Annotated in this window: 24 protein-coding genes; 12 read left to right on the top strand and 12 right to left on the bottom strand. The window is 61.9% G+C overall.

The features are described 5' to 3' along the window. Window positions 1-18: 18 nt before the first annotated feature. The 3 genes from INQ47_RS05045 to betC form a co-directional block, all read right to left on the bottom strand. Window positions 19-1584, bottom strand: coding sequence for a SulP family inorganic anion transporter (locus INQ47_RS05045; protein ID WP_404701270.1), 1566 nt, complete (start codon window positions 1582-1584; stop codon window positions 19-21). Between the two features lie 129 nt (window positions 1585-1713). Continuing rightward, on the bottom strand, window positions 1714-2637 hold the full coding sequence (choX, locus tag INQ47_RS05040; protein ID WP_404701269.1) for a choline ABC transporter substrate-binding protein: 924 nt from the start codon (window positions 2635-2637) through the stop codon (window positions 1714-1716). Between the two features lie 14 nt (window positions 2638-2651). Then, window positions 2652-4169 (bottom strand): choline-sulfatase, encoded by a 1518-nt coding sequence (gene betC / locus INQ47_RS05035; protein ID WP_404701268.1) that lies wholly within the window; start codon window positions 4167-4169, stop codon window positions 2652-2654. Between the two features lie 108 nt (window positions 4170-4277). Here betC and INQ47_RS05030 point away from each other — a divergent pair, with 108 nt between their 5' ends. Beyond that, window positions 4278-5177 (top strand): choline sulfate utilization transcriptional regulator, encoded by a 900-nt coding sequence (locus INQ47_RS05030; RefSeq protein ID WP_404701267.1) that lies wholly within the window; start codon window positions 4278-4280, stop codon window positions 5175-5177. Between the two features lie 20 nt (window positions 5178-5197). Here INQ47_RS05030 and INQ47_RS05025 read toward each other — a convergent pair whose 3' ends face one another. Then, window positions 5198-5752 carry an NAD(P)H-binding protein gene (locus INQ47_RS05025; protein WP_404701266.1) on the bottom strand — a complete coding sequence of 185 codons (555 nt, stop codon included), beginning with the start codon at window positions 5750-5752 and terminating at the stop codon, window positions 5198-5200. A gap of 52 nt (window positions 5753-5804) precedes the next feature. Between INQ47_RS05025 and INQ47_RS05020 the strand changes: the two genes are divergently transcribed. Beyond that, window positions 5805-6137 (top strand): DOPA 4,5-dioxygenase family protein, encoded by a 333-nt coding sequence (locus INQ47_RS05020; protein WP_020189868.1) that lies wholly within the window; start codon window positions 5805-5807, stop codon window positions 6135-6137. Between the two features lie 120 nt (window positions 6138-6257). Here the strand turns inward: INQ47_RS05020 and trpA are convergent, their stop codons facing one another. After that, window positions 6258-7067: a tryptophan synthase subunit alpha gene (gene trpA / locus INQ47_RS05015; RefSeq protein ID WP_252461733.1), complete on the bottom strand. Its 810-nt coding sequence runs from the start codon at window positions 7065-7067 to the stop codon at window positions 6258-6260. After that, complete coding sequence (gene trpB / locus INQ47_RS05010) at window positions 7064-8281, bottom strand: tryptophan synthase subunit beta (RefSeq protein WP_404701265.1); 1218 nt, start codon at window positions 8279-8281, stop codon at window positions 7064-7066. The genes trpA and trpB overlap by 4 nt, the downstream gene beginning before the upstream one ends. A 110-nt stretch (window positions 8282-8391) precedes the next feature. Between trpB and INQ47_RS05005 the strand changes: the two genes are divergently transcribed. Continuing rightward, complete coding sequence (locus INQ47_RS05005) at window positions 8392-9288, top strand: LysR family transcriptional regulator (protein ID WP_252461734.1); 897 nt, start codon at window positions 8392-8394, stop codon at window positions 9286-9288. Here the strand turns inward: INQ47_RS05005 and INQ47_RS05000 are convergent. Then, entirely contained in the window at window positions 9285-9608 is a 324-nt protein-coding gene (locus INQ47_RS05000) for a YqjD family protein (protein ID WP_016712811.1), read from the bottom strand. The two genes, INQ47_RS05005 and INQ47_RS05000, sit on opposite strands and share 4 nt — an antisense overlap. 150 nt (window positions 9609-9758) lie before the next feature. Between INQ47_RS05000 and INQ47_RS04995 the strand changes: the two genes are divergently transcribed. Together INQ47_RS04995 and INQ47_RS04990 are read left to right on the top strand one after the other, a co-directional pair. Continuing rightward, entirely contained in the window at window positions 9759-9974 is a 216-nt protein-coding gene (locus INQ47_RS04995; RefSeq protein ID WP_012269893.1) for a dodecin, read from the top strand. A gap of 102 nt (window positions 9975-10076) precedes the next feature. Then, on the top strand, window positions 10077-10298 hold the full coding sequence (locus INQ47_RS04990; RefSeq protein ID WP_020191565.1) for a DUF1161 domain-containing protein: 222 nt from the start codon (window positions 10077-10079) through the stop codon (window positions 10296-10298). A gap of 99 nt (window positions 10299-10397) precedes the next feature. Here INQ47_RS04990 and INQ47_RS04985 read toward each other — a convergent pair whose 3' ends face one another. Beyond that, window positions 10398-11402: an LLM class flavin-dependent oxidoreductase gene (locus INQ47_RS04985; protein ID WP_252461735.1), complete on the bottom strand. Its 1005-nt coding sequence runs from the start codon at window positions 11400-11402 to the stop codon at window positions 10398-10400. Window positions 11403-11554: 152 nt separating this feature from the next. Between INQ47_RS04985 and INQ47_RS04980 the strand changes: the two genes are divergently transcribed. Then, window positions 11555-11980: an OsmC family protein gene (locus INQ47_RS04980; RefSeq protein WP_252461736.1), complete on the top strand. Its 426-nt coding sequence runs from the start codon at window positions 11555-11557 to the stop codon at window positions 11978-11980. A 75-nt stretch (window positions 11981-12055) separates the two neighbouring features. Further along, entirely contained in the window at window positions 12056-12289 is a 234-nt protein-coding gene (locus INQ47_RS04975; RefSeq protein WP_252461737.1) for a DUF1161 domain-containing protein, read from the top strand. Window positions 12290-12324: 35 nt separating this feature from the next. On the opposite strand, the gene INQ47_RS04970 is transcribed toward INQ47_RS04975, so the two are convergent. Beyond that, window positions 12325-12738, bottom strand: coding sequence for a DUF2057 domain-containing protein (locus tag INQ47_RS04970; protein WP_252461738.1), 414 nt, complete (start codon window positions 12736-12738; stop codon window positions 12325-12327). A 55-nt stretch (window positions 12739-12793) separates the two neighbouring features. Next, entirely contained in the window at window positions 12794-13207 is a 414-nt protein-coding gene (locus INQ47_RS04965) for a hypothetical protein (RefSeq protein ID WP_404701264.1), read from the bottom strand. A gap of 85 nt (window positions 13208-13292) precedes the next feature. Between INQ47_RS04965 and INQ47_RS04960 the strand changes: the two genes are divergently transcribed. Further along, a complete protein-coding gene (locus INQ47_RS04960; protein WP_404701263.1) occupies window positions 13293-14369 on the top strand; it encodes an aminopeptidase in 1077 nt (358 codons plus the stop codon). A 34-nt stretch (window positions 14370-14403) separates the two neighbouring features. Here the strand turns inward: INQ47_RS04960 and INQ47_RS04955 are convergent, their stop codons facing one another. Both INQ47_RS04955 and INQ47_RS04950 read right to left on the bottom strand, forming a co-directional pair. Continuing rightward, window positions 14404-15054 (bottom strand): HAD family hydrolase, encoded by a 651-nt coding sequence (locus INQ47_RS04955; protein ID WP_404701262.1) that lies wholly within the window; start codon window positions 15052-15054, stop codon window positions 14404-14406. Between the two features lie 121 nt (window positions 15055-15175). Then, window positions 15176-15724 carry a gamma carbonic anhydrase family protein gene (locus INQ47_RS04950; protein WP_004575263.1) on the bottom strand — a complete coding sequence of 183 codons (549 nt, stop codon included), beginning with the start codon at window positions 15722-15724 and terminating at the stop codon, window positions 15176-15178. A gap of 102 nt (window positions 15725-15826) precedes the next feature. Between INQ47_RS04950 and prlC the strand changes: the two genes are divergently transcribed. The 4 genes from prlC to INQ47_RS04930 all read left to right on the top strand — a co-directional run bounded on the left by prlC (window position 15827) and on the right by INQ47_RS04930 (window position 21403). After that, window positions 15827-17878 (top strand): oligopeptidase A, encoded by a 2052-nt coding sequence (gene prlC / locus INQ47_RS04945; protein ID WP_404701261.1) that lies wholly within the window; start codon window positions 15827-15829, stop codon window positions 17876-17878. Then, complete coding sequence (locus tag INQ47_RS04940; RefSeq protein WP_252461743.1) at window positions 17875-18156, top strand: YheV family putative zinc ribbon protein; 282 nt, start codon at window positions 17875-17877, stop codon at window positions 18154-18156. Before prlC ends, INQ47_RS04940 begins: the two co-directional genes overlap by 4 nt. Before the next feature lie 123 nt (window positions 18157-18279). Then, window positions 18280-20274, top strand: coding sequence for a M3 family metallopeptidase (locus tag INQ47_RS04935; protein WP_404701260.1), 1995 nt, complete (start codon window positions 18280-18282; stop codon window positions 20272-20274). 70 nt (window positions 20275-20344) lie between these two features. Next, a complete protein-coding gene (locus tag INQ47_RS04930; protein ID WP_404701259.1) occupies window positions 20345-21403 on the top strand; it encodes a PA0069 family radical SAM protein in 1059 nt (352 codons plus the stop codon). The last annotated feature ends 62 nt before the right edge of the window (window positions 21404-21465 follow it).

Raw genomic sequence — 21465 nt, 5'->3', positions numbered from 1 at the left:
GCCGCTTTGCGGCCCCAATCAATCCTCAAACCGGATCGGGCACAACTCCACCCCTTCCAGCTTCTGCAATTCCTCTATCACCTGCGGCCTGGCCCGGTGCAAGGTCAAACTCCCCCCCAATCGCCGCAACCGCCGCGCCTCGCGGTGCAACATGTCCACACCCGAGTAATCGATGAAATTCACCTGCCGGGCATCGATCACTACATGCGGTCCTTGGCAGCGCTGCAAGCGCACCTGCAGGTAATGCGCAGCACCAAAGAAAATCGACCCACCTACCCGCAGTACATCCGCATCCCCTTCACGGCTTTGTTGGATCCGTGGTCGTGAGGTGCGCTTCAAATAGAAGAACAGCGAAGCCAAGACCCCGGCATAGATGGCTGTCTGCAGCTCCAGCAGCAATGTCGCTGCCGCCGTCAGCGCCATCACCAGAAACTCCGAGTGGCTGACCCGGAACAATGCACGGATCCCTCGGTGGTCCACCAACCCCCAGCAGATCAGCAGAATGCTGCCAGCCATGGCCGGTATCGGCAGGTGCGCGATCAGGCCGGCGCCGGTCACCGCGAACAACGCCACCCACAGCGCCGAAAATACCCCGGCCATGGGCGAGCGGGCGCCCGCCTCGTAGCTCAGGCCCGAGCGGGTGAAGGAGCCGGCAGAGAGGTAGCCAGAGAAAAATGCACCGGCAATGTTCGACAGGCCCTGTGCGCGGATTTCCTGGTCCGGGTCGATCAGTTGTTCTGAACGTGCCGATAGCGAGCGGGCAATCGACAGGCTGGTGACCAACCCCAGCATGCCTACCGCAACGGCGCTGGGCAGCAGACGCAACATGAGTTCCACGTCCAGCAAAGGCAGCGGGCTGAAAGGCGGGAGTTGCCCGGTGAACGCTGCCACCCGCGGCACATGGCCAAAGAAGCCCGGCATCAGCCAGGCCAGCAAGCTGACCAGGATCAGGCTTATCAACAGGCTCGGCCAGCGTGGGCGCCAGAGTTTGAAGGCCACACCGATCACGACGGTGGCCAGGCCCAGCAGCAAGGAAGGCACGTCGACCTCGCCTGCGTGGCTGGCCAGGTCCTGTACGGTCTTCAGCGCGGTGGACTGGCTGGGCAGGGCCATGCCCAGCAGGTTGGGCAGTTGGCCCAAGGCAATGACGATGGCGGCACCCAGCGTGAAGCCGAGCACCACGGAATGGGAGACGAAATTGACCAGCGCGCCGAAGCGCAACAGCCCGAGCAGCAGCTGGAAAATGCCGCCAAGAAAGGTCAGCAGCAACACCAATGTGATGTAGTCAGCGCTACCGGCCACGGCCAGCGGGCTGATGCTGGCGTAGAGCACGATGGAAATGGCGGCGGTCGGGCCGCAGATCAGGTACCAGGAAGAGCCCCACAAGCAGGCGATCAGTACCGGCACGATGGCAGCGTAAAGCCCATATTCGGCGGGCAGGCCGGCGATCAGGGCGTAGGCGATGGACTGCGGCAGGGCGAGGATGGCGCCGCTCAGGCCTACCAGCAGGTCCTGGCGCAGGCTGCGGCCCGATTGGCGGGGAAGCCAGCTGAGGAAGGGCAGCAGGTGGATGATGCGATGCATGAGATATTCACATTTCCGAAGGTCCACTGTCCCCGTGTAGGAGCGGGTTTACCCGCGAATACGGCGGTACATTCACTGCAGCATTCGCGGGTAAACCCGCTCCTACAAGGGGGCGCGTCGTGTCTGAGATTACAGTTTGGCTTTGACGGCCTCCAGGGCATCCCCATCGGCCTTGGTGGTAACCCCGGCCAACCACCCATCCAACCGTTCAGGATGCGCTTTCACCCAGGCCTTGGCCGCTTCATCGAAACTGATCTTCTTGTCCACCACCTCGGCCATGATGCTGTTTTCCATGTCCAGTGTGAACTTAAGGTTACCTAGCAGCTTCGCCGCATTCGGGCAGGCTTGTGGATAACCCTTGCGGGTCAGCGTGTATACCTCGCCTTTGCTGCCGAACCACTTTTCCCCACCGGTCAGGTAGTGCATTTTCAGCTTCACGTTCATGGGGTGCGGGGTCCAGCCAAGGAAGGTGATGAATTGCTGCTTCTTCACCGCCCGGTCGACCTGGGCCAGCATCGCCTGCTCGCTGGACTCCACCAGCTTCCACTGGCCGAGGTTGAATTCATTCTTGTCGATGATTTTCTTGAGCGACAGGTTGGCCGGGGCGCCGGAGCCGATTCCGTACAGCTTTTTGTTGAACTGCCCGGCGTGTTTTTGCAGGTCAGCGAAGTCCTTCACCCCGGCATTCCACACGTAGTCGGGCACTGCGAGGGTGAACTCGGTTCCCTCCAGGTTGCGCGACAGCTGCTGCACATCGCCGTTGGCGATGAACTTGTCATGGAAACCTTGATGTGCGGGCATCCAGTTGCCGAGGAAGGCGTCGACCTGGCCGTCCTTGAGGCCGCCATAGATGATCGGTACGGCCAGGCTGTCGATCTTCACCTGGTAACCCAGGCTTTCCAGTAACAGGCGTGCCACGGCATTGGTCGAGGCAATATCACTCCAGCCGGGGTCGGCCATTTTCACGGTACTGCATTGCGTATCGCTGTCTGCGGCGTGGGCCGTGGTGGCGCTCAGGGCCAAGACGAACACGGCGGCGGAGAACTTGTGCATGGCGGCCTCTCTTCTCAATCCAGGGGGGCGGGCTGTGGATAACGTGCCTTGCGTTCGAGGTCATCGAGATCGATGTGGTTGCGCATGTACTGCTGGCTGGCGTCCACCAGTGGTTGGTGGTCCCAGCTTTTCAGCTTGCCGATGGCCAGCGCTTCAGCCACCAGCCGGCGGCGGCGCTGGCTGGCCAGTACCTGCTGGCGCAGGCTGGGGATGTCCCAGCGCTGTTGCGCTTCATCGACAAATGCCTGCAGCAGCGTCTGGTGGTCCGGGCTGCCGGTGAGGTTCTCCCGCTCGTGCGGGTCGCGGCTCAGGTCATAGAGTAGACATGGGTCGTCTTCGCTGTACACGAACTTGTAGTGCCCGCGGCGGATCATCATCAGCGGGCCGACGGTGCCTTCGGCCATGTACTCGCCGATCACCTCGTCGTGACCGCCCTGCCCTTGCAGGTGGCCCAACAGTGAGCGGCCATCCAGATGCAGGTCTTTATCCACAGCGCCGCCAGCCAGTTCGACCAAGGTTGGCAGCAGGTCGCAGGTCGACACCGAGGCAGTTACCCGGCCCGCTGCAAAGCGCTTCGGCGCATGGATCAGCAACGGTACCCGCGCCGACATTTCGAACCAGTGCATTTTGTACCAGAGGCCACGCTCGCCAAGCATGTCGCCGTGGTCGCCGGAAAACACGATCAGTGTGTCATCGGCCAGGTTGCATTCCTCCAGGGTCTGCAGCAGCTGGCCAATGTTGTCATCGATATAGCTGCACGCGCCGAAGTAGGCACGGCGGGCATCGCGAACCTTGTCCACAGGCAGTGGCTTGTTCCACAGGTCGTAGACCTTCAGCAGGCGCTTCGAATGCGGGTCGAGTTCTGCCTGGCCGAACTCGGCCCGGGGCATGGGGATATCCACACCTTCGTAGCGGTCCCAGTAGCGTTTGGCAATGGTGTAGGGGTCATGCGGGTGAGTCATCGAAACGGTCAGGCAAAATGGCCGGCCATCGTTTTCGCGCACATGGTCGTACAGGTACTGGCGAGCCTTGAACACCACCTCCTCGTCGAAATCCAGCTGATTGGTGCGCACGCACGGACCGGCCTGCAGCACCGAGGACATGTTGTGGTACCAGCTTGGACGCACATCGGGTTCGTCCCAGTTCACCGCCCAACCGTAGTCGGCCGGGTAGATGTCGCTGGTCAGGCGTTCTTCATAGCCGTGCAACTGGTCGGGGCCGCAGAAGTGCATCTTGCCTGACAGCGCGGTGCGGTAGCCCAGGCGACGCAGGTAATGGGCGTAGGTTGGCACATCGGCAGGGAAGTCGGCCGCGTTATCGTAGGCGCCAATACGGCTGGGCAACTGACCGCTGACCAGGGTGAAGCGTGATGGCGCGCACAGCGGGCTGTTGCAGTAGGCCGAGTCGAACACCACGGCTTGCTCGGCCAGGCGGCCGAGGTGCGGCATCTGGATGGGCGAAGGGCCGTAGATCGGCAGCAAGGGCGCGGCCATCTGGTCGGCCATGATGAACAGGATATTCGGACGCGTCATGGTGGCTTCCATCGTTGAGGGTTATGCGAACCGCTTGCCTACCAAGATGCGACTGTGGATAACATGGGTAAAGCCCATGGCGGGCAATGACTGGGATTAGCTACGCTTATGTTTGACCACCTTGCCGGATTGTCGCTGGATACCTTGCGTGTATTCGAGGCTGCCGCGCGCCTGCGTGGCTTTACCGCTGCGGCGCTGGAGTTGGGTACCACGCAGCCGGCAGTGAGCCAGCAGGTGAAGCGCCTGGAGGCACAGTTGGGCACGCGCTTGTTTGACCGCATTTACCGGGGCATCGAGCTGACCGAGGCTGGCCTGGTGCTGTTCGAGCAGGTGCAACAGGGGCTGCAGGCCATGGATGACGGTATCGCCCAGGCCAGCGGGCGTGGCCAGCATGAAGTGCTGCAGGTGGCCACCGACTTTGCCTTTGCGGCGTTCTGGTTGATGCCGAGGCTGCAACGCTTTCATGAGGCTTATCCACAGGTGGATGTGAGCCTGGTGACGGGTGAGCGCAGCCAGGGCATGTTGCGCCCGGACATCGATGTGGCGGTGCTGTTTGGCGATGGACGCTTTCACCAAGGAGAAAGCCGGTGGCTATTCGATGAGGAAGTCTTCCCGGTGTGCAGCCCACGCCTGAATCATGGCAAAGCCTTGTCAGCTGTGGCTTTGCAACGATTGCCGCTGCTGCATTTGAAGGGCGAGCAGGCCAGCCGCTGGTTTGACTGGGCGGGGGTATTTCGTGGGTTTGGTGTGACCAGCCCACCGCCGGCGGGGCAGTTGCGGTTTGATAACTATACCTTGCTGATTCAGGCCGCGATTGCCGGGCAAGGGGTGGCGATTGGCTGGGGGCACCTGGTGGATGGGTTGGTGGAGCAAGGGTTGCTGTGTCGGCCATTGGAGGGGAGCTTGCGTTCGCAACGCGGCTATTACGCGGTGTTGCCACCGCGCAAGCGGCGTGGAGCGTTGATCGAGCGGTTCGTGGATTGGTTGGAGCAGGAGCGCAACCGCTGAGCCCGAGGCTGCGCGGTCATCTAGACCACGAAGTTCAGGTGCTCGCCCCGGTGCAGGTCCAGCTCCAGCATATCCACGATCCCCGCCGCCACGCGCGCCCACGCCGCGTCCGGCAGCGCCTGAGGCGTATTGATCAAGGTCCAGCGCAGCGCGCTGCGCTGCAACCCATCAACTACCTGATCCACGTTCCCCCGCTCTGCTGGGCTGTACTTGTTCGGCTCATCCAGCACAGCGAAATCGCCCACCAGCAACAGCCGGCGTATAGTCGTACGCTCAAGCCCCGTCACCAGCGCCTCGCTCAGGCGTGCTTGCCCTGGCAGGTCACCTGGCGCCAGCGTCGATAGAAGGGCGATTACCGCTGAGCCGCCTGCCGCGCCCTGCTCCGCCTGGTCGGCACTGTTCAGCCCGCCTATCTTGAAGTGCAGGCCGGGGCGGGCGGTGTGGCGGTTGAGGTCATCCACCACGGCGGTGACTTCGTGTTGGCGCGATAGCAGTTCGGCCACCAGGGCATTGCCCAGGCTGCTTTCAGGCCCGAACAGGACCAGTTTGAATACTGGGGTTTCGGCGTTTTTCACTGCATCACTCCCTTTACAGGTGGTGATGGTTGGACCGCAATCAGGAGTTATCGTGCAGAGGATCAAGGGTTACCACGCCCACGTTTATTACGACGCAGCCACTATGGAGCAGGCCCGGGAACTGTGCGAGGAGGCGGCGCGGCTGTTTCCCGTGACCATGGGGCGCATGCACCAGAAACCGGTTGGGCCGCATCCGGACTGGAGTTGCCAGCTGGCGTTCGGGCCGGAAGTGGTGGGGGTGGTTTTGCCTTGGTTGGCGCTGTACCGCAAGGGCCTGGTGGTATTCATGCATCCGGAAACCGGGGATGAACTGGCGGATCACCGGGATCATGCGATCTGGATGGGGGCCGTGCGGCCATTGAATCTGTCGGTTTTTGGGGGCTAGGCGGGGGTAGCCTGTGCCGGCCTATTCGCGGGTGAACCCGCTCCTACAACGATATCGCAGAGCCAGAGGGTGGCGCTGGCCCCGTAGGAGCGGGTTTACCCGCGAAGCAGACGACGCGGTTTAGCGGCGTGCGGCGCGCACCCCTTCAGCCAATGCCGAGCACAAGCTCAATACATCGGTCACCGCCTGATCGGCGCTTTTGGCCTGGGCGATCTTGTCGACCAGTGCCGAGCCCACCACCACACCATCCGCCAGGCGGGCAATGTTCGCAGCCTGTTCCGGCGTGCGAATGCCGAAGCCAACGCTGATCGGCAGATCGGTATGCCGGCGCAGGCGGGCAATGGCTTCGGTCACATGCTCGGTGGTCGCCGAACCGGCACCGGTCACGCCGGCCACCGACACGTAGTAGACGAACCCGGAGCTGCGCTCCAGCACGCGCGGCAGGCGCGCGTCGTCGGTGGTCGGGGTGGTCAGGCGGATGAAGTCGATGCCTGCGGCCTGGGCCGGGGTAGCCAGTTCGGCGTCGTGCTCTGGCGGAAGGTCGACGATGATCAGGCCATCGACGCCCGCTGCCTTGGCTTCAGCCACGAACGTGTCCACACCAAAGCGGTGGATCGGGTTGTAGTAGCCCATCAGCACGATTGGCGTGGTCTGGTTATCCACACGGAATTCGCGAACCATCTGCAAGGTCTTGGCCAAGGTCTGGCCAGCTTCAAGGGCGCGCAGGGTGGCCAGCTGGATGGCCACGCCATCGGCCATCGGGTCGGTGAACGGCATGCCCAGCTCGATCACGTCGGCGCCAGCAGCCGGCAGGCCCTTGAGGATCTGCAGCGAGGCGTCGTAGCCCGGGTCGCCAGCTGTGACGAAGGTGACCAGTGCCGAGCGGCCTTCGGCCTTCAGCTCGGCGAAGCGTTGTTCAAGACGGCTCATGCTTGTTTCTCCTGGGCGGCCATGTGGTTCATGACGGTTTGCATGTCTTTGTCGCCGCGGCCCGACAGGCACACGACCATCAGGTGGTCCTTGGGCAGCTTCGGTGCGCGCTTGATCGCTTCGGCCAAGGCGTGGGAGCTTTCCAGGGCTGGGATGATGCCTTCCAGACGGCAGGTTGCGTGGAACGCATCCAATGCTTCGTCGTCGGTGATGCTGACGTACTCGACGCGCTTCACCTCATGCAGATAGGCGTGCTCCGGGCCGATGCCCGGGTAGTCCAGGCCTGCGGAAATAGAGTGGGCATCGGTGATCTGGCCGTCTTGGTCCTGCAACAGGTAGGTGCGATTGCCGTGCAACACGCCCGGTACGCCGCCGTTCAGGCTGGCGGCGTGCTTGTCGGTGTGTACGCCATGGCCACCGGCTTCAACGCCGATGATCTGCACGCTCGGCTCCTCGAGGAATTCATGGAACAGGCCCATGGCATTGGAGCCACCGCCGACGCAGGCAACCAAGCTATCAGGCAGGCGGCCTTCCTTCTCTTGCAACTGGGCACGGGTTTCTTTGCCGATGATCGACTGGAAGTCGCGCACCATGGCGGGGTACGGGTGTGGGCCAGCCACGGTGCCGATCAGGTAGAAGGTGTCTTCGACGTTGGTAACCCAGTCACGCAGGGCTTCGTTCATGGCGTCTTTCAGGGTGCCGGTGCCGGCGGTAACCGGCACGATCTCTGCGCCCAGCAGCTTCATGCGGAACACGTTCGCCTGCTGGCGCTCGATGTCGGTGGCACCCATGTAGATTACGCAAGGCAGGCCGAAGCGCGCGGCGACGGTGGCGGTGGCGACACCGTGCATGCCGGCGCCGGTTTCGGCGATCAGGCGCTTTTTGCCCATACGCTTGGCCAGCAGCACCTGGCCGATGCAGTTGTTCACCTTGTGCGCGCCGGTATGGTTGAGCTCTTCACGCTTGAAGAAAATCTTCGCCCCGCCGCAATGCTCGGTCAGGCGCTCGGCGAAGTACAGCGGGTTAGGGCGGCCGATGTAGTCGCGCTGGAAGTACGCCAGCTCTTCAAGGAACTTGGGGTCTGCCTTGGCCGATTCGTATTCGCGGGCCAGGTCCAGCACCAGTGGCATCAGGGTTTCGGCCACATAGCGGCCGCCAAACGAGCCGAACAGGCCATTGGCGTCGGGGCCGGGGCGGTATTGGGACTGGGACATGGGGCGCTCCAAGGCGTAGTGAATGAGTGATGGGCTTTACTCTAACCACGGCAAGCTCGGCTGAAAACCGATAAGATTGCGCAAACTTGTCAGAAAAACTCACAGGTAAAATGGCCCACGACCTCCCTCCCCTTAATGCCCTGCGTGCCTTCGAGGCTACAGCCAGGCTGAACAGTGTCAGCCAGGCGGCGGAAGCGCTGCACGTGACCCACGGCGCCGTTAGCCGGCAGATCAAGGTGCTTGAGGAGCATCTGGGCGTCGCCCTGTTCGTCAAGGACGGGCGCGGCATCAAACTCACAGATGCGGGCGTTCGTCTGCGCGATGCCAGCGGTGAGGCCTTCGACCGGCTGCGCAGCGTGTGTTCCGAACTAAGCCGTGATGTGAGTGAGGCGCCGTTCGTACTGGGCTGCTCGGGCAGCTTGCTGGCGCGCTGGTTTATCCCGCGGCTGGGGCGGTTGCAGGCGGATTTGCCTGAGCTGCGCTTGCACCTGTCGGCGAGTGAGGGCGACCTTGACCCGCGACGGCCTGGGCTGGATGCGTTGCTGGTGTATGCCGAGCCACCGTGGCCGGCGGACATGCAGGTGCATGTGCTGGCCGAGGAATGTATCGGACCGGTGCTCAGCCCGCATTTCGCAGGGTTCCAGCGCTTGCGGGGGGCGCCAGCCGAGGCACTGCTGGGCGAAGCCTTGCTGCACACCACTTCACGCCCGCAAGCCTGGCCGACCTGGGCGGTGCAACAGGGCCTGGACCCGGCGGCCATTCACTATGGGCAGGCCTTCGAGCACCTGTATTACCTGCTGGAAGCTGCCGTGGCCGGATTGGGCGTTGCGATTGCACCGCAGCCACTGGTCGCCGATGACCTGCGGGCGGGCCGTTTGAGTGCGCCATGGGGTTTTTCACCTACCCAGGCGGCGCTGGCATTGTGGGTGCCACGGCGCGCCGCAGACGGGCGCGCCGAGCAACTGGCGCAGTGGTTACGGGCGGAACTTGCGCGGCAGGGCGCTTAGTTTCGCTTGCACATCAGGTAGGCCGCCAGCAGGCCCAGCGCACCAATGGCCACACCAGCGGTTGTGTAGGGGTGTTCCTGGGCGTAGTCCCGGGTGGCTATGCCGGTCTGGCGGGTGCGCTGCTTCACTTCCTCGTACGCATCGCTCAGTAGGCTGCGCGAATGACGCAGTGCGCTTTCAGCGTTGCTGCGGATTGCCTTCACCGACTTCTGGGACTCTTCCGACGCATCATGCTTGAGGTTTTCCAAGCTTTTCAGAAGGCTCTCGATCTCCGCTTCCATGCTTTCCAGGGACGTTTTACGCAGCGAGTTACGGTGCATGTTGACTCTCCTTTGCAGTATGGGCTCTAAGGATTGCGACCCTTGGCCTGCGAGAAAGTGCGATCGAACTTTCGCTGACAGTGGCCGCTCGCAGGTAAACCAGGCCTGCGCTGCTAGGCTGAAACTCACTGTCACCCATGGAGAGCACTCATGACCGATCATCACACCTACAAGAAAATCGAACTGGTAGGGTCTTCGCCCACCAGTATCGAAGACGCCATCAATAATGCTCTGGCTGAAGCCGGCAAAAGCATCAAGCACCTGGAATGGTTCGAAGTGGTCGATACCCGTGGCCATATCCGTGACAACAAGGCGGCGCACTTCCAGGTCACGCTAAAGGTCGGCTTCCGTATCGCCAATAGCTGAAATAGCGTCGGGCTGCATGATCTCGGCGTGATGAGGTATTCAGGAACGGGGCGCCTTGTTGGGGGCCCCCTTCTGATTTCATCTGCACAAGGAACGCGAGTGATGAACAAACTGATTCTGGCGCTGGGCCTGATGACCCTGGCCGGTGGTGCGCTGGCAGCGGGCAAACCGTGCGAGGAGTTGAAGGCGGAAATTGCGGCCAAGCTGGATGCCAAGGGCGTCACTGGCTACAAGCTGGAGATCGTCAAAAAAGGCGAGCCGGCGGGCAAGGTCATTGGTAGCTGCGAGGCCGGTACCAAGGAGATTGTGTACCGCCGCGGCTGATGGCCCCGCTCATTCGCGGGCTTGCCCGCTCCCACAGGTACAGCGCAGGCCTTGAAGGCTTCAGTCAACCTGTGGAAACGGGCGAGCCCGCGACGAGGGTCACTCGGTCTTGAGGGCCTGCGCCATCAGCTCATATGACCGAATGCGGTCCGCATGCTCATACAAGTCACAGGTAAAGATCAGTTCATCCGCACCCGTCTGCTCCAGCAGCACTTCTACCTTGGCCCTTACCTTCTGCGGGCTGCCGATCATGGCCAGCCCCAGGAAGCTGCTCACCGTCTCCCGCTCATGGGGCAACCAGAGCCCATCCATGCTTTCCACGGGTGGCTTCTGCATCAGGCTCTGTCCGCGAATCAGCGCCAGGATGCGCTGATAGACCGAGGTGGCCAGGTATTCGGCCTTTTCGTCGGTCTGCGCCACCACCATGGGAATGCCCAGCATCACATACGGCTTATCCAGCGTGGTCGAGGGCTTGAAGTGGTTGCGGTACACGCGAATCGCCTCGTGCATGTAGCGTGGCGCGAAATGCGAGGCGAAGGCGTACGGCATGCCGCGCATGCCAGCCAGCTGGGCACTGAACAGGCTGGATCCCAGCAACCACATCGGGACGTCGGTGTCGTGCCCCGGTACGGCGATCACTTTTTGATCATCGGTGCGTGGCCCGAGGTAGCGCGAAAGTTCCTCGACATCGTCCGGGAAGTCATCCGGGCCGCCAGCGCGGTCGCGTCGCAGGGCATAGGCCGTCATCTGGTCCGAACCCGGTGCACGGCCCAATCCAAGGTCGATCCGCCCCGGATACAGGCTGGCCAAGGTGCCGAACTGCTCGGCGATCACCAGCGGCGCATGGTTGGGCAGCATCACCCCGCCAGAGCCCACGCGAATACGTGAGGTTCCGCCGGCCAGGTAGCCGATCAGCACCGAAGTCGCCGAACTGGCGATGCCGTCCATATTGTGGTGCTCGGCCACCCAGAAGCGGTTATAGCCAAAGCGCTCGACATGCTGCGCCAGGTCCAGCGAGTTGCGCAGCGATTGCGCGGGGCCAGCGTCGGCGCGTACGGGCACCAGGTCCAGGGTGGAAATCTTCAGGTCACGCAGCTGCGTCATGGAGCCTCCGCAAGAGTGATTGGCCAGAGGCCTTTTTGATTCTGTATGGGCGCATTCGTTGGATTCAATGCCTGCAAGCATATTGCTCTGAACTTGCGGCAGGCGGCGGGCCTCTGAACCGTATGTAAGCAACCCAGTGATCAGGAGGCATCATGAAAAAGACAGCATCGGCGATCTGGCAAGGTGGCCTGAAGGATGGGAAAGGTCTGCTTTCTACCGAAAGCGGCGCACTCAAGCAGAACCCTTATGGCTTCAATACACGTTTCGAGGGCACACCCGGTACCAACCCGGAGGAGCTGATCGGCGCGGCGCATGCCGGTTGTTTCTCGATGGCGCTATCAATGATGCTCGGCGAGGTGGGGCTTACCGCAGAGCGGATCGACACGGCTGCAGAGGTGACGCTCGACAAGCAAACGGACGGTTTTGCCATTACTGCCGTGCACCTGGTGCTCAGGGCCAAGGTACCCGGGGCCAGCGAGGCTCAATTCCTGGAGATTGCCAACAAGGCGAAGGAAGGCTGCCCGGTGTCCAAGGTTTTGAATGCGAAGATCAGCCTGGATGCCGCGTTGGTGGGGTGAAGCGGTGCAACGGTAGTGGTTTGCTGTAGTCTAAAGAACGTCGGCAGCGCCACTGCCCTTTCCAGGAGCCGTTCCATGATTCGCGTAGCTATCGCTGTGTTGGCTACCCTTGTCGCCACGTCTACGCTGGCGGCCGTCAAGCCATGCGAGGAGCTGAAAGCCGAGATCGAGGCCAAGATCCAGGCCCAAGGGGTTACGTCCTACACGCTGGAGATCGTGCCCAACAGCGAGGTCGAGGACCAGAACATGGTCGTCGGGACCTGCGATGGCGGGACGAAGAAGATCATCTATCAGAAGAACGATCGATAAGCATCAGGGCTCGGGGCTGCAAGGCAGCCCCGAATTCACGGTATGCAGAACACTTCGCTAGGCTCGTTCACCACTACCTTGCGGTTGGCGTCATACAGCAGCACCTGCGGCTCCATCACTGGCGCTCGCGCCTCCAGGCGATAGCGCTCGCCGGCCTTGAAGTTGTCAAAGCGCACGGTCAGGTAGCAGGTTCGGTCCCTGGGGTCTGACATGATGCCGCCCGAGTAGATTTCATAATCGAAGCGCACCACCAGTTCGTGCTTGCCCGGCGTTACCTGAAAGTAACGGCCATCCTCCAGGCGCTTGCCATCGAGGCGGTCGGCCATGATCACCCGGCCGGGGGTCATGGTGTACAGGTCGACCCACGCCTGCTTCGGGTCGACGGGCGGCAAGGGGCTGGCGCAAGCCCCCAGTGTACTGAGGGCGATCAGCATCATGGGCTGGCGCATGGCGAAACTCCCACTTGCGATTTACAAGTAACAAGCATAGCGCCGTTTGTGCGGTTCAGGTGCGCTGACAACCCGCCGGCAGCCCTTGACCCAGCAGTTTTTGCTGGTGGTCGTAGAGTTTTATCCAAGGGCGGAAGCCAATGCTGCCAGCCTGCAGCTGATAACGCTGCCCGGCGCTGAAGTCCTTGAAGGTCAGCTTGACCTGGCAATCGCGCCACAGTGGCTCATTGACGGGGCCGATATTGCTAGGATTAACCGGAAACTGATAGCGCACGGTCAGTTCGTGGCTGCCGGGTTGAACCTCGAAATAGCGGCTGTCAGCCCAGTCACGCTCATCTACCTGCACGGCGTCCAGCGAGGTGTTGTCGTAGCGCGTGAGGTCGACCCAGGCCTGGTTCGGGTCTGGGTCTGGCAATGTTGAACAGGCAGAGATCAACAACAGTGAGCCGGCGACCAACAATGCACGCATGGCGAAACTCCCCCTTGGCGAGATAGTCTTGGAGCGAAATGGTCTTGAGCGAGTCAGACAGTACCGGATGCTTCGACTTTTTCTTATGCAGCGCTCAGGCCCTGGGGCACTCGACCGCAGTTTCTCCCGTTTGGTTCCGCTGCTTGCGGCGCTTCTGCTGAACGGTTGCAGCAATGTCGCCTACTATGGGCAACTGGCGCAGGGCCAATGGCAGTTGCTGCGGGCGCGGCAGCCTGTGGAGCAGGTATTGGCCGACCCTGCTACCCCTGCACCCTTGCGCGCGCACCTGCAACAGGCCGAACAGGCGCGGGTGTTTGCCAGCCAGCAATTGAAACTGCCAGACAACCGCAGCTACCGGGTATACGCCGACCTTGGCCGCCCCTACGTGGTGTGGAATGTTTTCGCCACGCCCGAGTTGTCGTTGCAACCGGTAACGCACTGCTTTCCGATAGCCGGGTGCGTGGCGTACCGCGGCTACTACCAGCAAGGCGCGGCGCGGGGCGCGGCGGCGTTGATGCGCCAGGATGGCGTGGATGTTTACGTCGGCGGCGTGGAAGCTTATTCGACCCTGGGTTGGTTCGATGACCCGATTCTGTCGTCGATGGTGGGCTGGGGCGATGAGCGCCTGGCTACGTTGATCTTTCATGAACTGGCCCACCAGCGCTTCTACGTGCAGGACGATACCGAATTCAATGAATCCTTCGCCTCGTTCGTCGAGCAGGAGGGCACGCGGCAATGGCGGGCGGCGCGTGGGCTGGCGGCGGTTGGCGCAGGGCAGAGGCAGCAGCAGCGTGACCAGTTCATCCGCCTGGTGCTGGCCTGTCGTGAGCGATTGCAGGCCATTTATGACGGGCCTTTGGATGATGCGCACAAGCGGCTGGCCAAGCGGGCGGAGTTCGACCGGTTAAGGCTGGAATACCGGCAGTTGCGTGATGGCCAATGGGGTGGGGACAAACGCTATGACGCCTGGATGCATGGGCCGATGAATAATGCCAAGTTGTTGCCGTTCGGGCTGTATGACCAGTGGGTGCCGGCGTTTGCCGCGCTATTCCATGAGGTTGATGGTGACTGGGCCCGGTTTTATGAGCGAGTCGAGCAATTGGGGCGTTTGCCGATTGATGAGAGAAAGGCAGCGCTACAGGGGTTGATGGCTGGCCGGTAAGATCCTGGGGGCCGCAAAGCAGCCCCCAGGGCCGTCACGCCTTGAGGAATGCCTGATGCATCTCGGCCAAGGTGGCAAAGTGGAAGGCAGGCTCCTCTGCCATCAACTCTTCCCGGCTGCCAAACCCGTACCCCACCGCTACTGCCTGCAGCCCGTTGCTGCGCGCGCCGATCAGGTCATGCTTGCGGTCACCGATCATCAGCGTCTGTGCAGGGTCCAGCCCTTCTTCATCCAGCAAATGGCGAATCAGCTCGACCTTGTTGGTGCGCGTGCCGTCCAGCTCACTGCCGTAGATCACCTTGAAGTGATTATCAAAGGCGAAGTGCCGGGCGATTTCGCGGGCGAACTCCCACGGTTTTGACGTGGCAATGTACAGCGTGCGGCCCTGGCCGTTCAGGGCTTCGAGCAATTCGGGCACGCCGGCGAACACCAGGTTTTCGTACAGCCCGGTCACGCGGAAACGCTCCCGGTAGAAGTTCACCGCATCCCAGGCCTTGGCTTCGTCGAAGCTGTAGAACTGCATGAAAGCCTGCAGCAGGGGTGGCCCGATGAAATGCTCGAGGCGGGCCAGGTCCGGTTCGTCGATGCCCAGCTTGGCCAGGGCGTACTGGATCGAGCGAGTGATGCCCAGGCGTGGGTCGGTCAGGGTGCCGTCGAGGTCGAAGAGGATGTTTTGCTGATGCATGTACAGGGTTCCACTTGAGTGCTGCGTGGCCTTCTTCGCGGGCATGCACGCTCCCACAGGTACAGCGCAGGCCTTGATGGCTCCACTGAACCCGTGGGAGCGGGCGCGCCCGCGAATGCGGTCATTCAGGTTGATCGTAGCCTTCGGCCAGGTGCTGGTCCTTGAGCTTCACGTAGTTGCCGGCGCTGTAGGAGAAAAATGCGCGCTCCTTGTCATTCAGCAGCCGGGCCTGTTTCACCGGGCTACCCATGTACAGGTAGCCACTGACCAGGCGTTTACCTGGCGGCACCAGGCTGCCAGCGCCGATGATCACTTCGTCCTCGACGATGGCACCGTCCATGATGGTGCTGCCCATGCCCACCAGGATGCGGTTGCCCAAGGTGCAGCCATGCAGCATCACTTTGTGCCCGATGGTCACTTCGTCGCCGATGATCAGCGGGAAACCGTCCGGGTTGAAAGGCCCCGCGTGGGTAATGTGCAGCACGCTGCCGTCCTGCACGCTGGTGCGCGCGCCAATGCGGATGCGGTGCATGTCGCCGCGCACCACGGTCAACGGCCAGACCGAACTGTCTTCACCGATCTCCACGTCGCCCAGCACCACCGCCGAACGGTCGACGAAGGCCCTGGGCCCAACTTTCGGAGTGTGTTGCTGGAAGCTGCGAATGGCCATGATAGCGTCTCTCATCTGTGCCGATAGGCAGGCTGCCTGCTGCGGTCGGCGTCGATTGTAATTAAGATGGGGCAGTGTTTCTTCTGCCAAGGTATCCAAACCGTGACTGCGAACAACCCGCTTCTGCAATCCCACGATCTGCCGCCCTTCTCGCAAATTCGTGCCGAACACGTATTGCCGGCGATCGAAGCGATCTTGGCCGACAACCGTAAAGCTATTGCCGAGATCCTAGAAAAGCAGGGCAAGAACCCTACATGGGCCGGCCTGGTGCTGGCCATGGACGAACTGAACGACCGCCTGGGTGCGGCCTGGAGCCCGGTCAGCCACCTCAATGCGGTGTGCAACAGCGCCGAGCTGCGCGAGGCTTACGAGTCTTGCCTGCCAGCCCTGAGTGCCTACTCTACCGAACTGGGCCAGAACCGCGCGCTGTTCGAAGCCTACCAGGCGCTGATCAACAGTCCGGAGGCCGCCAGCTTCGACGTGGCGCAAAAGACTATCCTCGAGCACGCCCTGCGTGACTTCCGCCTGTCGGGTATCGACCTGCCAGCGGACAAGCAGCAGCGTTACGCCGAGGTGCAGAGCAAGCTCAGCGAGCTGGGCAGCCGTTTCTCCAATCAGTTGCTCGACGCCACCCAGGCATGGACCAAGCATGTCACCGACGAAGCTGCGCTGGCCGGCCTGACCGATTCGGCCAAGGCGCAGATGGCCGCTGCAGCCCAGGCCAAGGGCCTGGACGGCTGGTTGATCACCCTCGAGTTCCCTAGCTACTACGCGGTGATGACCTACGCCAGCGACCGCGCCCTGCGCGAAGAGCTATACGCCGCCTACTGCACCCGCGCCTCCGACCAGGGCCCGAATGCCGGCCAGTTCGACAACGGCCCGGTGATGCGCGAAATCCTCGACCTGCGCCAGGAACTGGCCGAACTGCTGGGCTACAAGAACTACGCAGAGCTGAGCCTGGCCACCAAGATGGCCGAGTCCAGCGACCAGGTGCTGAGTTTCCTGCGTGACCTTGCCAAGCGTTCCAAGCCGTTCGCCGCCCAGGATCTGCAACAGCTCAAGGCCTACGCTGCCGAACAAGGCTGCCCCGAGCTGGCCAGCTGGGACGCCGGCTACTTTGGCGAGAAGCTGCGCGAGCAGCGCTACAGCGTGTCGCAGGAAGCCCTGCGCGCCTATTTCCCGATCGACAAGGTGCTGGGCGGCCTGTTCAGCATCGTGCAGCGCCTGTATGGCATCGAAATCGCCGAGCTCAAAGGCTTCGACAGCTGGCACCCGGACGTACGCCTGTTCGAGATCAAGGAAAATGGTCAGCATGTTGGCCGTTTCTTCTTCGACCTGTACGCCCGCGCCAACAAGCGTGGCGGCGCCTGGATGGACGGCGCCCGTGACCGTCGCCGCACTGCCGGCGGCCAGCTGCAGAGCCCGGTGGCCAACCTGGTGTGCAACTTCACTCCGGCCGCGCCCGGCAAGCCCGCGTTGCTGACCCACGATGAAGTCACCACCCTGTTCCACGAGTTCGGTCACGGCCTGCACCACATGCTGACCCGCATTGAGCATGCCGGCGTGTCCGGCATCAACGGCGTGGCCTGGGATGCGGTCGAGCTGCCAAGCCAGTTCATGGAGAACTGGTGCTGGGAGCCGGAAGGCCTGGCACTGATTTCGGGTCACTACGAAACCGGCGCCGCCCTGCCCCAGGACCTGCTGGACAAGATGCTGGCCGCGAAAAACTTCCAGTCGGGCATGATGATGGTGCGCCAGCTGGAGTTCTCGCTGTTCGATTTCGAACTGCACGCCAGCCATGGCGACGGCCGCAGCGTATTGCAGGTGCTCGAAGGTGTGCGTGACGAGGTGTCGGTCATGCGCCCGCCGGCTTACAACCGCTTCCCCAACAGCTTTGCGCACATTTTCGCGGGCGGTTACGCGGCGGGCTACTACAGCTACAAGTGGGCCGAAGTGCTGTCGGCTGACGCCTTCTCGCGCTTCGAGGAAGAAGGCGTGCTGAACGCCGAGACCGGCCGCGCCTTCCGCGAGGCGATCCTGGCCCGTGGGGGTTCGCGCGAGCCGATGGAGCTGTTCGTCGACTTCCGTGGGCGTGAGCCTTCCATCGATGCATTGCTGCGCCACAGTGGTCTCACCGAGGACGCTGTAGCATGAGTGAGGTAGTTGTGAACAAGACCAAGAAGCGCTTCATTGCCGGTGCCGTGTGCCCGGCGTGCAGCGAGCCCGACAAGCTGATGATGTGGAACGAAGACGGTGTACCGCACCGTGAGTGTGTGGCTTGCGGCTTTACCGACACCCTCAACGAGCAGGGCTTGTCGGTGCCGAAGGAACTGGGCACCCGGGTCAACCACCTAGCGCCGAAAGCCGCGCCGGCCAAGGTGCAGACCGTGCAGTTCTTCCCAAATCCGAAGCTGAAAAAGCCGGCTGAGTAATACGGTCATGCCACCCGGGCGCAATGCCCGGGCAGGCATGGACAGGTGTTAGATAGTCAGGCCACCTGGCGCACGTTGGCCATGCAAGCTCTCTTGCTCATTTCTACCAGCAAGGTGTGCGTCATGGCCAACCATCTTCTGCAAAATAGCCATATCCCCGTCGATTACTCCTCCATCACCCTCGAAAACATGCAGGCGGCATTCGCTCACGTGCTGCTGGCACACGAGAACGGTGTAGAACGCATCATCCGTGATCAACGAACCATGCCCACCTGGGATGACATGGTGCTGGCGGTGGATGGGCTGGATAGCCGACTGCTGGCAGTGTTGTATGCCGCCTCACCACTGGTCGGCAGGGATACGGCCTGGGCCAACGCCATCATCGATTTCTACGGCAGAGTGACGGCACGCTTCGAGCAGAAGTTCGCCAACACTGGCTTGCATGAGCTGTATGAACGCTTGGCCGGCAGTGACATTGGCAAACAACTGGATGCCGGGAAGCGCGCCACCTTGCGTTGGCATCTGGACAAGTTCGCCGCTGGCGGCGCGTTACTCGACTCCGCAGGCAAAGCGCGTCTGGCAAACCTTCAGGCGCAGATTGGCACCGCACGCGAGGCGTTCCGCAGCAACATCAACCGGCCTGGGTTGAATATCACCGATGAAGCCGAACTGAGCGGCATACCACAGCGGGTACGCGACGAATTGGCTGCAGGAGCACAACAAGCAGGTAAGCAGGGGTGGTTGATTGCGTGTGACACGGTGACTACTCGTGAGGTGCTCAAACATGCTGGCAACCGCCAGCTCCGTGAGCGTGTGTACCGGGCTTTCCACGCCCGCGGCGTCAGCCATGATCCGCAACAGGACAACGGCACGTATCTACAGCAACTGGCGCAGTTGCTTGAGGCGAAGGCCCTCCTGCTCGGTTATTCCGGCCATCTGGAGCAGAGCTTGCAGGTGAAGAGTGCGGGTTCGGTAGCCCAGGTGTGCGGTTTTCTCCACGATTTGGCCGAGCATGTGCGACCTGCCATGTTGCGGTGGCGTTCGCAGGTGGAGCGCGGGGCTGCCGAGCAGGGCCTGGGCAAACCCCTACCCTGGGATTTCGAGTACCTGCGGCGTGCTTCGCGCAGTGAGTATCCTGCCGAAGCGCTGCGCGATTACTTCCCGCTGAATACCGTTGTCAGTGCGTTGCAGCAATTGGCGCAGAAGTTGTTTGGTGTAGTACTGCAGCCCAAAGCGCTGCCTGCTTGGGATGACAGCGTGCAGCCGTTCGAGGTGTGGCAGGACAGCGCTTTCATTGGCTTTCTGTATCTGGATGCCGTGCAACACGCAGGCAAGCAGCCAGACGCGGTGTTTACCACCTATGTAAGGAATCGCCGGGTCGATGCAGAGGGTATCTACCAGGCAGCCTCGGTGGTGGTGTTCAGTGATGTGCCGCAAGCGCTGTCAGGTTTACAGCCGTTGCTCGATCATTTGTCACTGCGCAAGCTTTTTCATGAATTCGGCCATGCCCTGCACCACCTGCTGGTACGTACGACGAACCACGTCATGTCCAACGTGACCGAGTTGGGTACCGATGGTGTGGAGTTGTTTGGCAAGCTGTTCGAGCGTTGGGTCTGGGACGCGGACTACCTGGTGGCGATCTCGGCGCGCACGCAGGATGGCCGCCAACTATCCCGCAAGCAAGCCGATGAGTGCCTGCGGCAGCTACGACAGCAGGGCGTGGAGGAGATCGCGAGTGATCTGTGCCTGGCGTTGTTCGACATGGACCTGCATGGCACACCAAACGATGGCAGGTCCTTGGAACAGCGACTGGGTGATGCCCGCGAACGTTGTGGTTATTGGCCGCTGGCTGATTTCGAACATCCGGCGCATGCCTTCGACCACCTTGTGAACGGCTACGATGCTGGTTACTACGCCTACCTGTGGTCGGATGTGCATGCCTTCGATTTGTTCACCCGCTTCGAAGCCGAGGGCCTGTTGAACGAAGCCACGGGTCGGGCACTGCAGGAAGCACTGTTCGCTCCAGGGGCATCACGCCCGTTACGTGAAGGCATCGAGGCGTTTCTTGGGCGGCCATCGAGCCAGGCAGCGTATCTCAGCTGGCATGGCCTGAAGTAGTCAGACCAGAGGTGCTGGAAAGATCCCGGCATGCACGATACTGTATATGGATACAGTATATAGGTGAGCCATGATTCCTCCAGCACCGCAAAAGGGCCGTGGCACGGCGCACAACCCACACAACCGCTTTGCCCCTGGTCATTCGGTGGCGGAAGATGATGGCTGGTACCAGGAAGTGCCGCAAACCCAGGGCACCGAGGTGCGGATCGAGACAGCCAAGTCGGTGATCAGCCGCAACACTTCACCCGACCTCCCTTTCGATCGCTCCATCAACCCTTACCGTGGCTGCGAGCATGGCTGCATCTACTGCTATGCCCGCCCCTCGCACGCCTACTGGGACCTTTCTCCCGGCCTGGATTTCGAGACCAAACTGATTGCCAAGACCAACGCCGCCGAGGTGCTGGCACAGCAATTGAGCAAACCAGGCTACGTGTGCGCGCCGATCAATCTGGGCTCCAACACCGACCCCTACCAGCCGATCGAGCGGGAACAGTTATTGACCCGGCGCTTGCTTGAAGTGTTACTGCGTTTTCGTCATCCGGTGACCATTGTCACCAAGGGTTCACTGGTGCTGCGCGACCTCGACCTGCTGGCCGAGATGGCCCGCCAGCGCCTGGCACGGGTGATGATCAGCCTGACCACATTGGACGACGGCCTCAAGCGCGTGCTCGAACCCCGAGCGGCCTCACCCGGTGCGAGGTTGAGGGCCATCCGGGTATTGCGTGAAGCGGGCGTACCGGTGGGTGTTTTGTGTTCGCCGATGATTCCAATGATCAACGACAGTGAACTGGAGCGCCTGCTGGAGGCGGCCAGGGAGGCTGGCGCACAGAGTGCGGCCTACATGATGCTGCGCCTGCCGCTGGAAGTGGCGCCGTTGTTCGAGCAGTGGTTACAGGACCATTACCCGCAGCGGGCGGCGCATGTGTTGAGCCTGATCCGCCAGAGCCGCAGTGGCGCGCTGTATGACAGCCGGTTCGGCGTGCGCATGCGTGGCGAAGGGGTGTTTGCCGAGTTGCTGGCGCAGCGCTTTGCCAAGGCAATGAAGCGGCTGGATTTCGAAGGGCGCGAGGCGCAGGCGCTGGATTGCTCGGCGTTCTGCCCGCCGGGTGGGCAAATGGCGCTGTTCTGACATGAACCCGCTCACACAGGGGCTGCGCATTGCTCACAACGCTACTAATAACAACCAATAAT

Source organism: Pseudomonas sp. 3HC3 (assembly GCF_044904505.1).
Classification (GTDB): domain Bacteria; phylum Pseudomonadota; class Gammaproteobacteria; order Pseudomonadales; family Pseudomonadaceae; genus Aquipseudomonas; species Aquipseudomonas putida_Y.
This window is presented reverse-complemented; position numbering and strand designations above follow the sequence as displayed.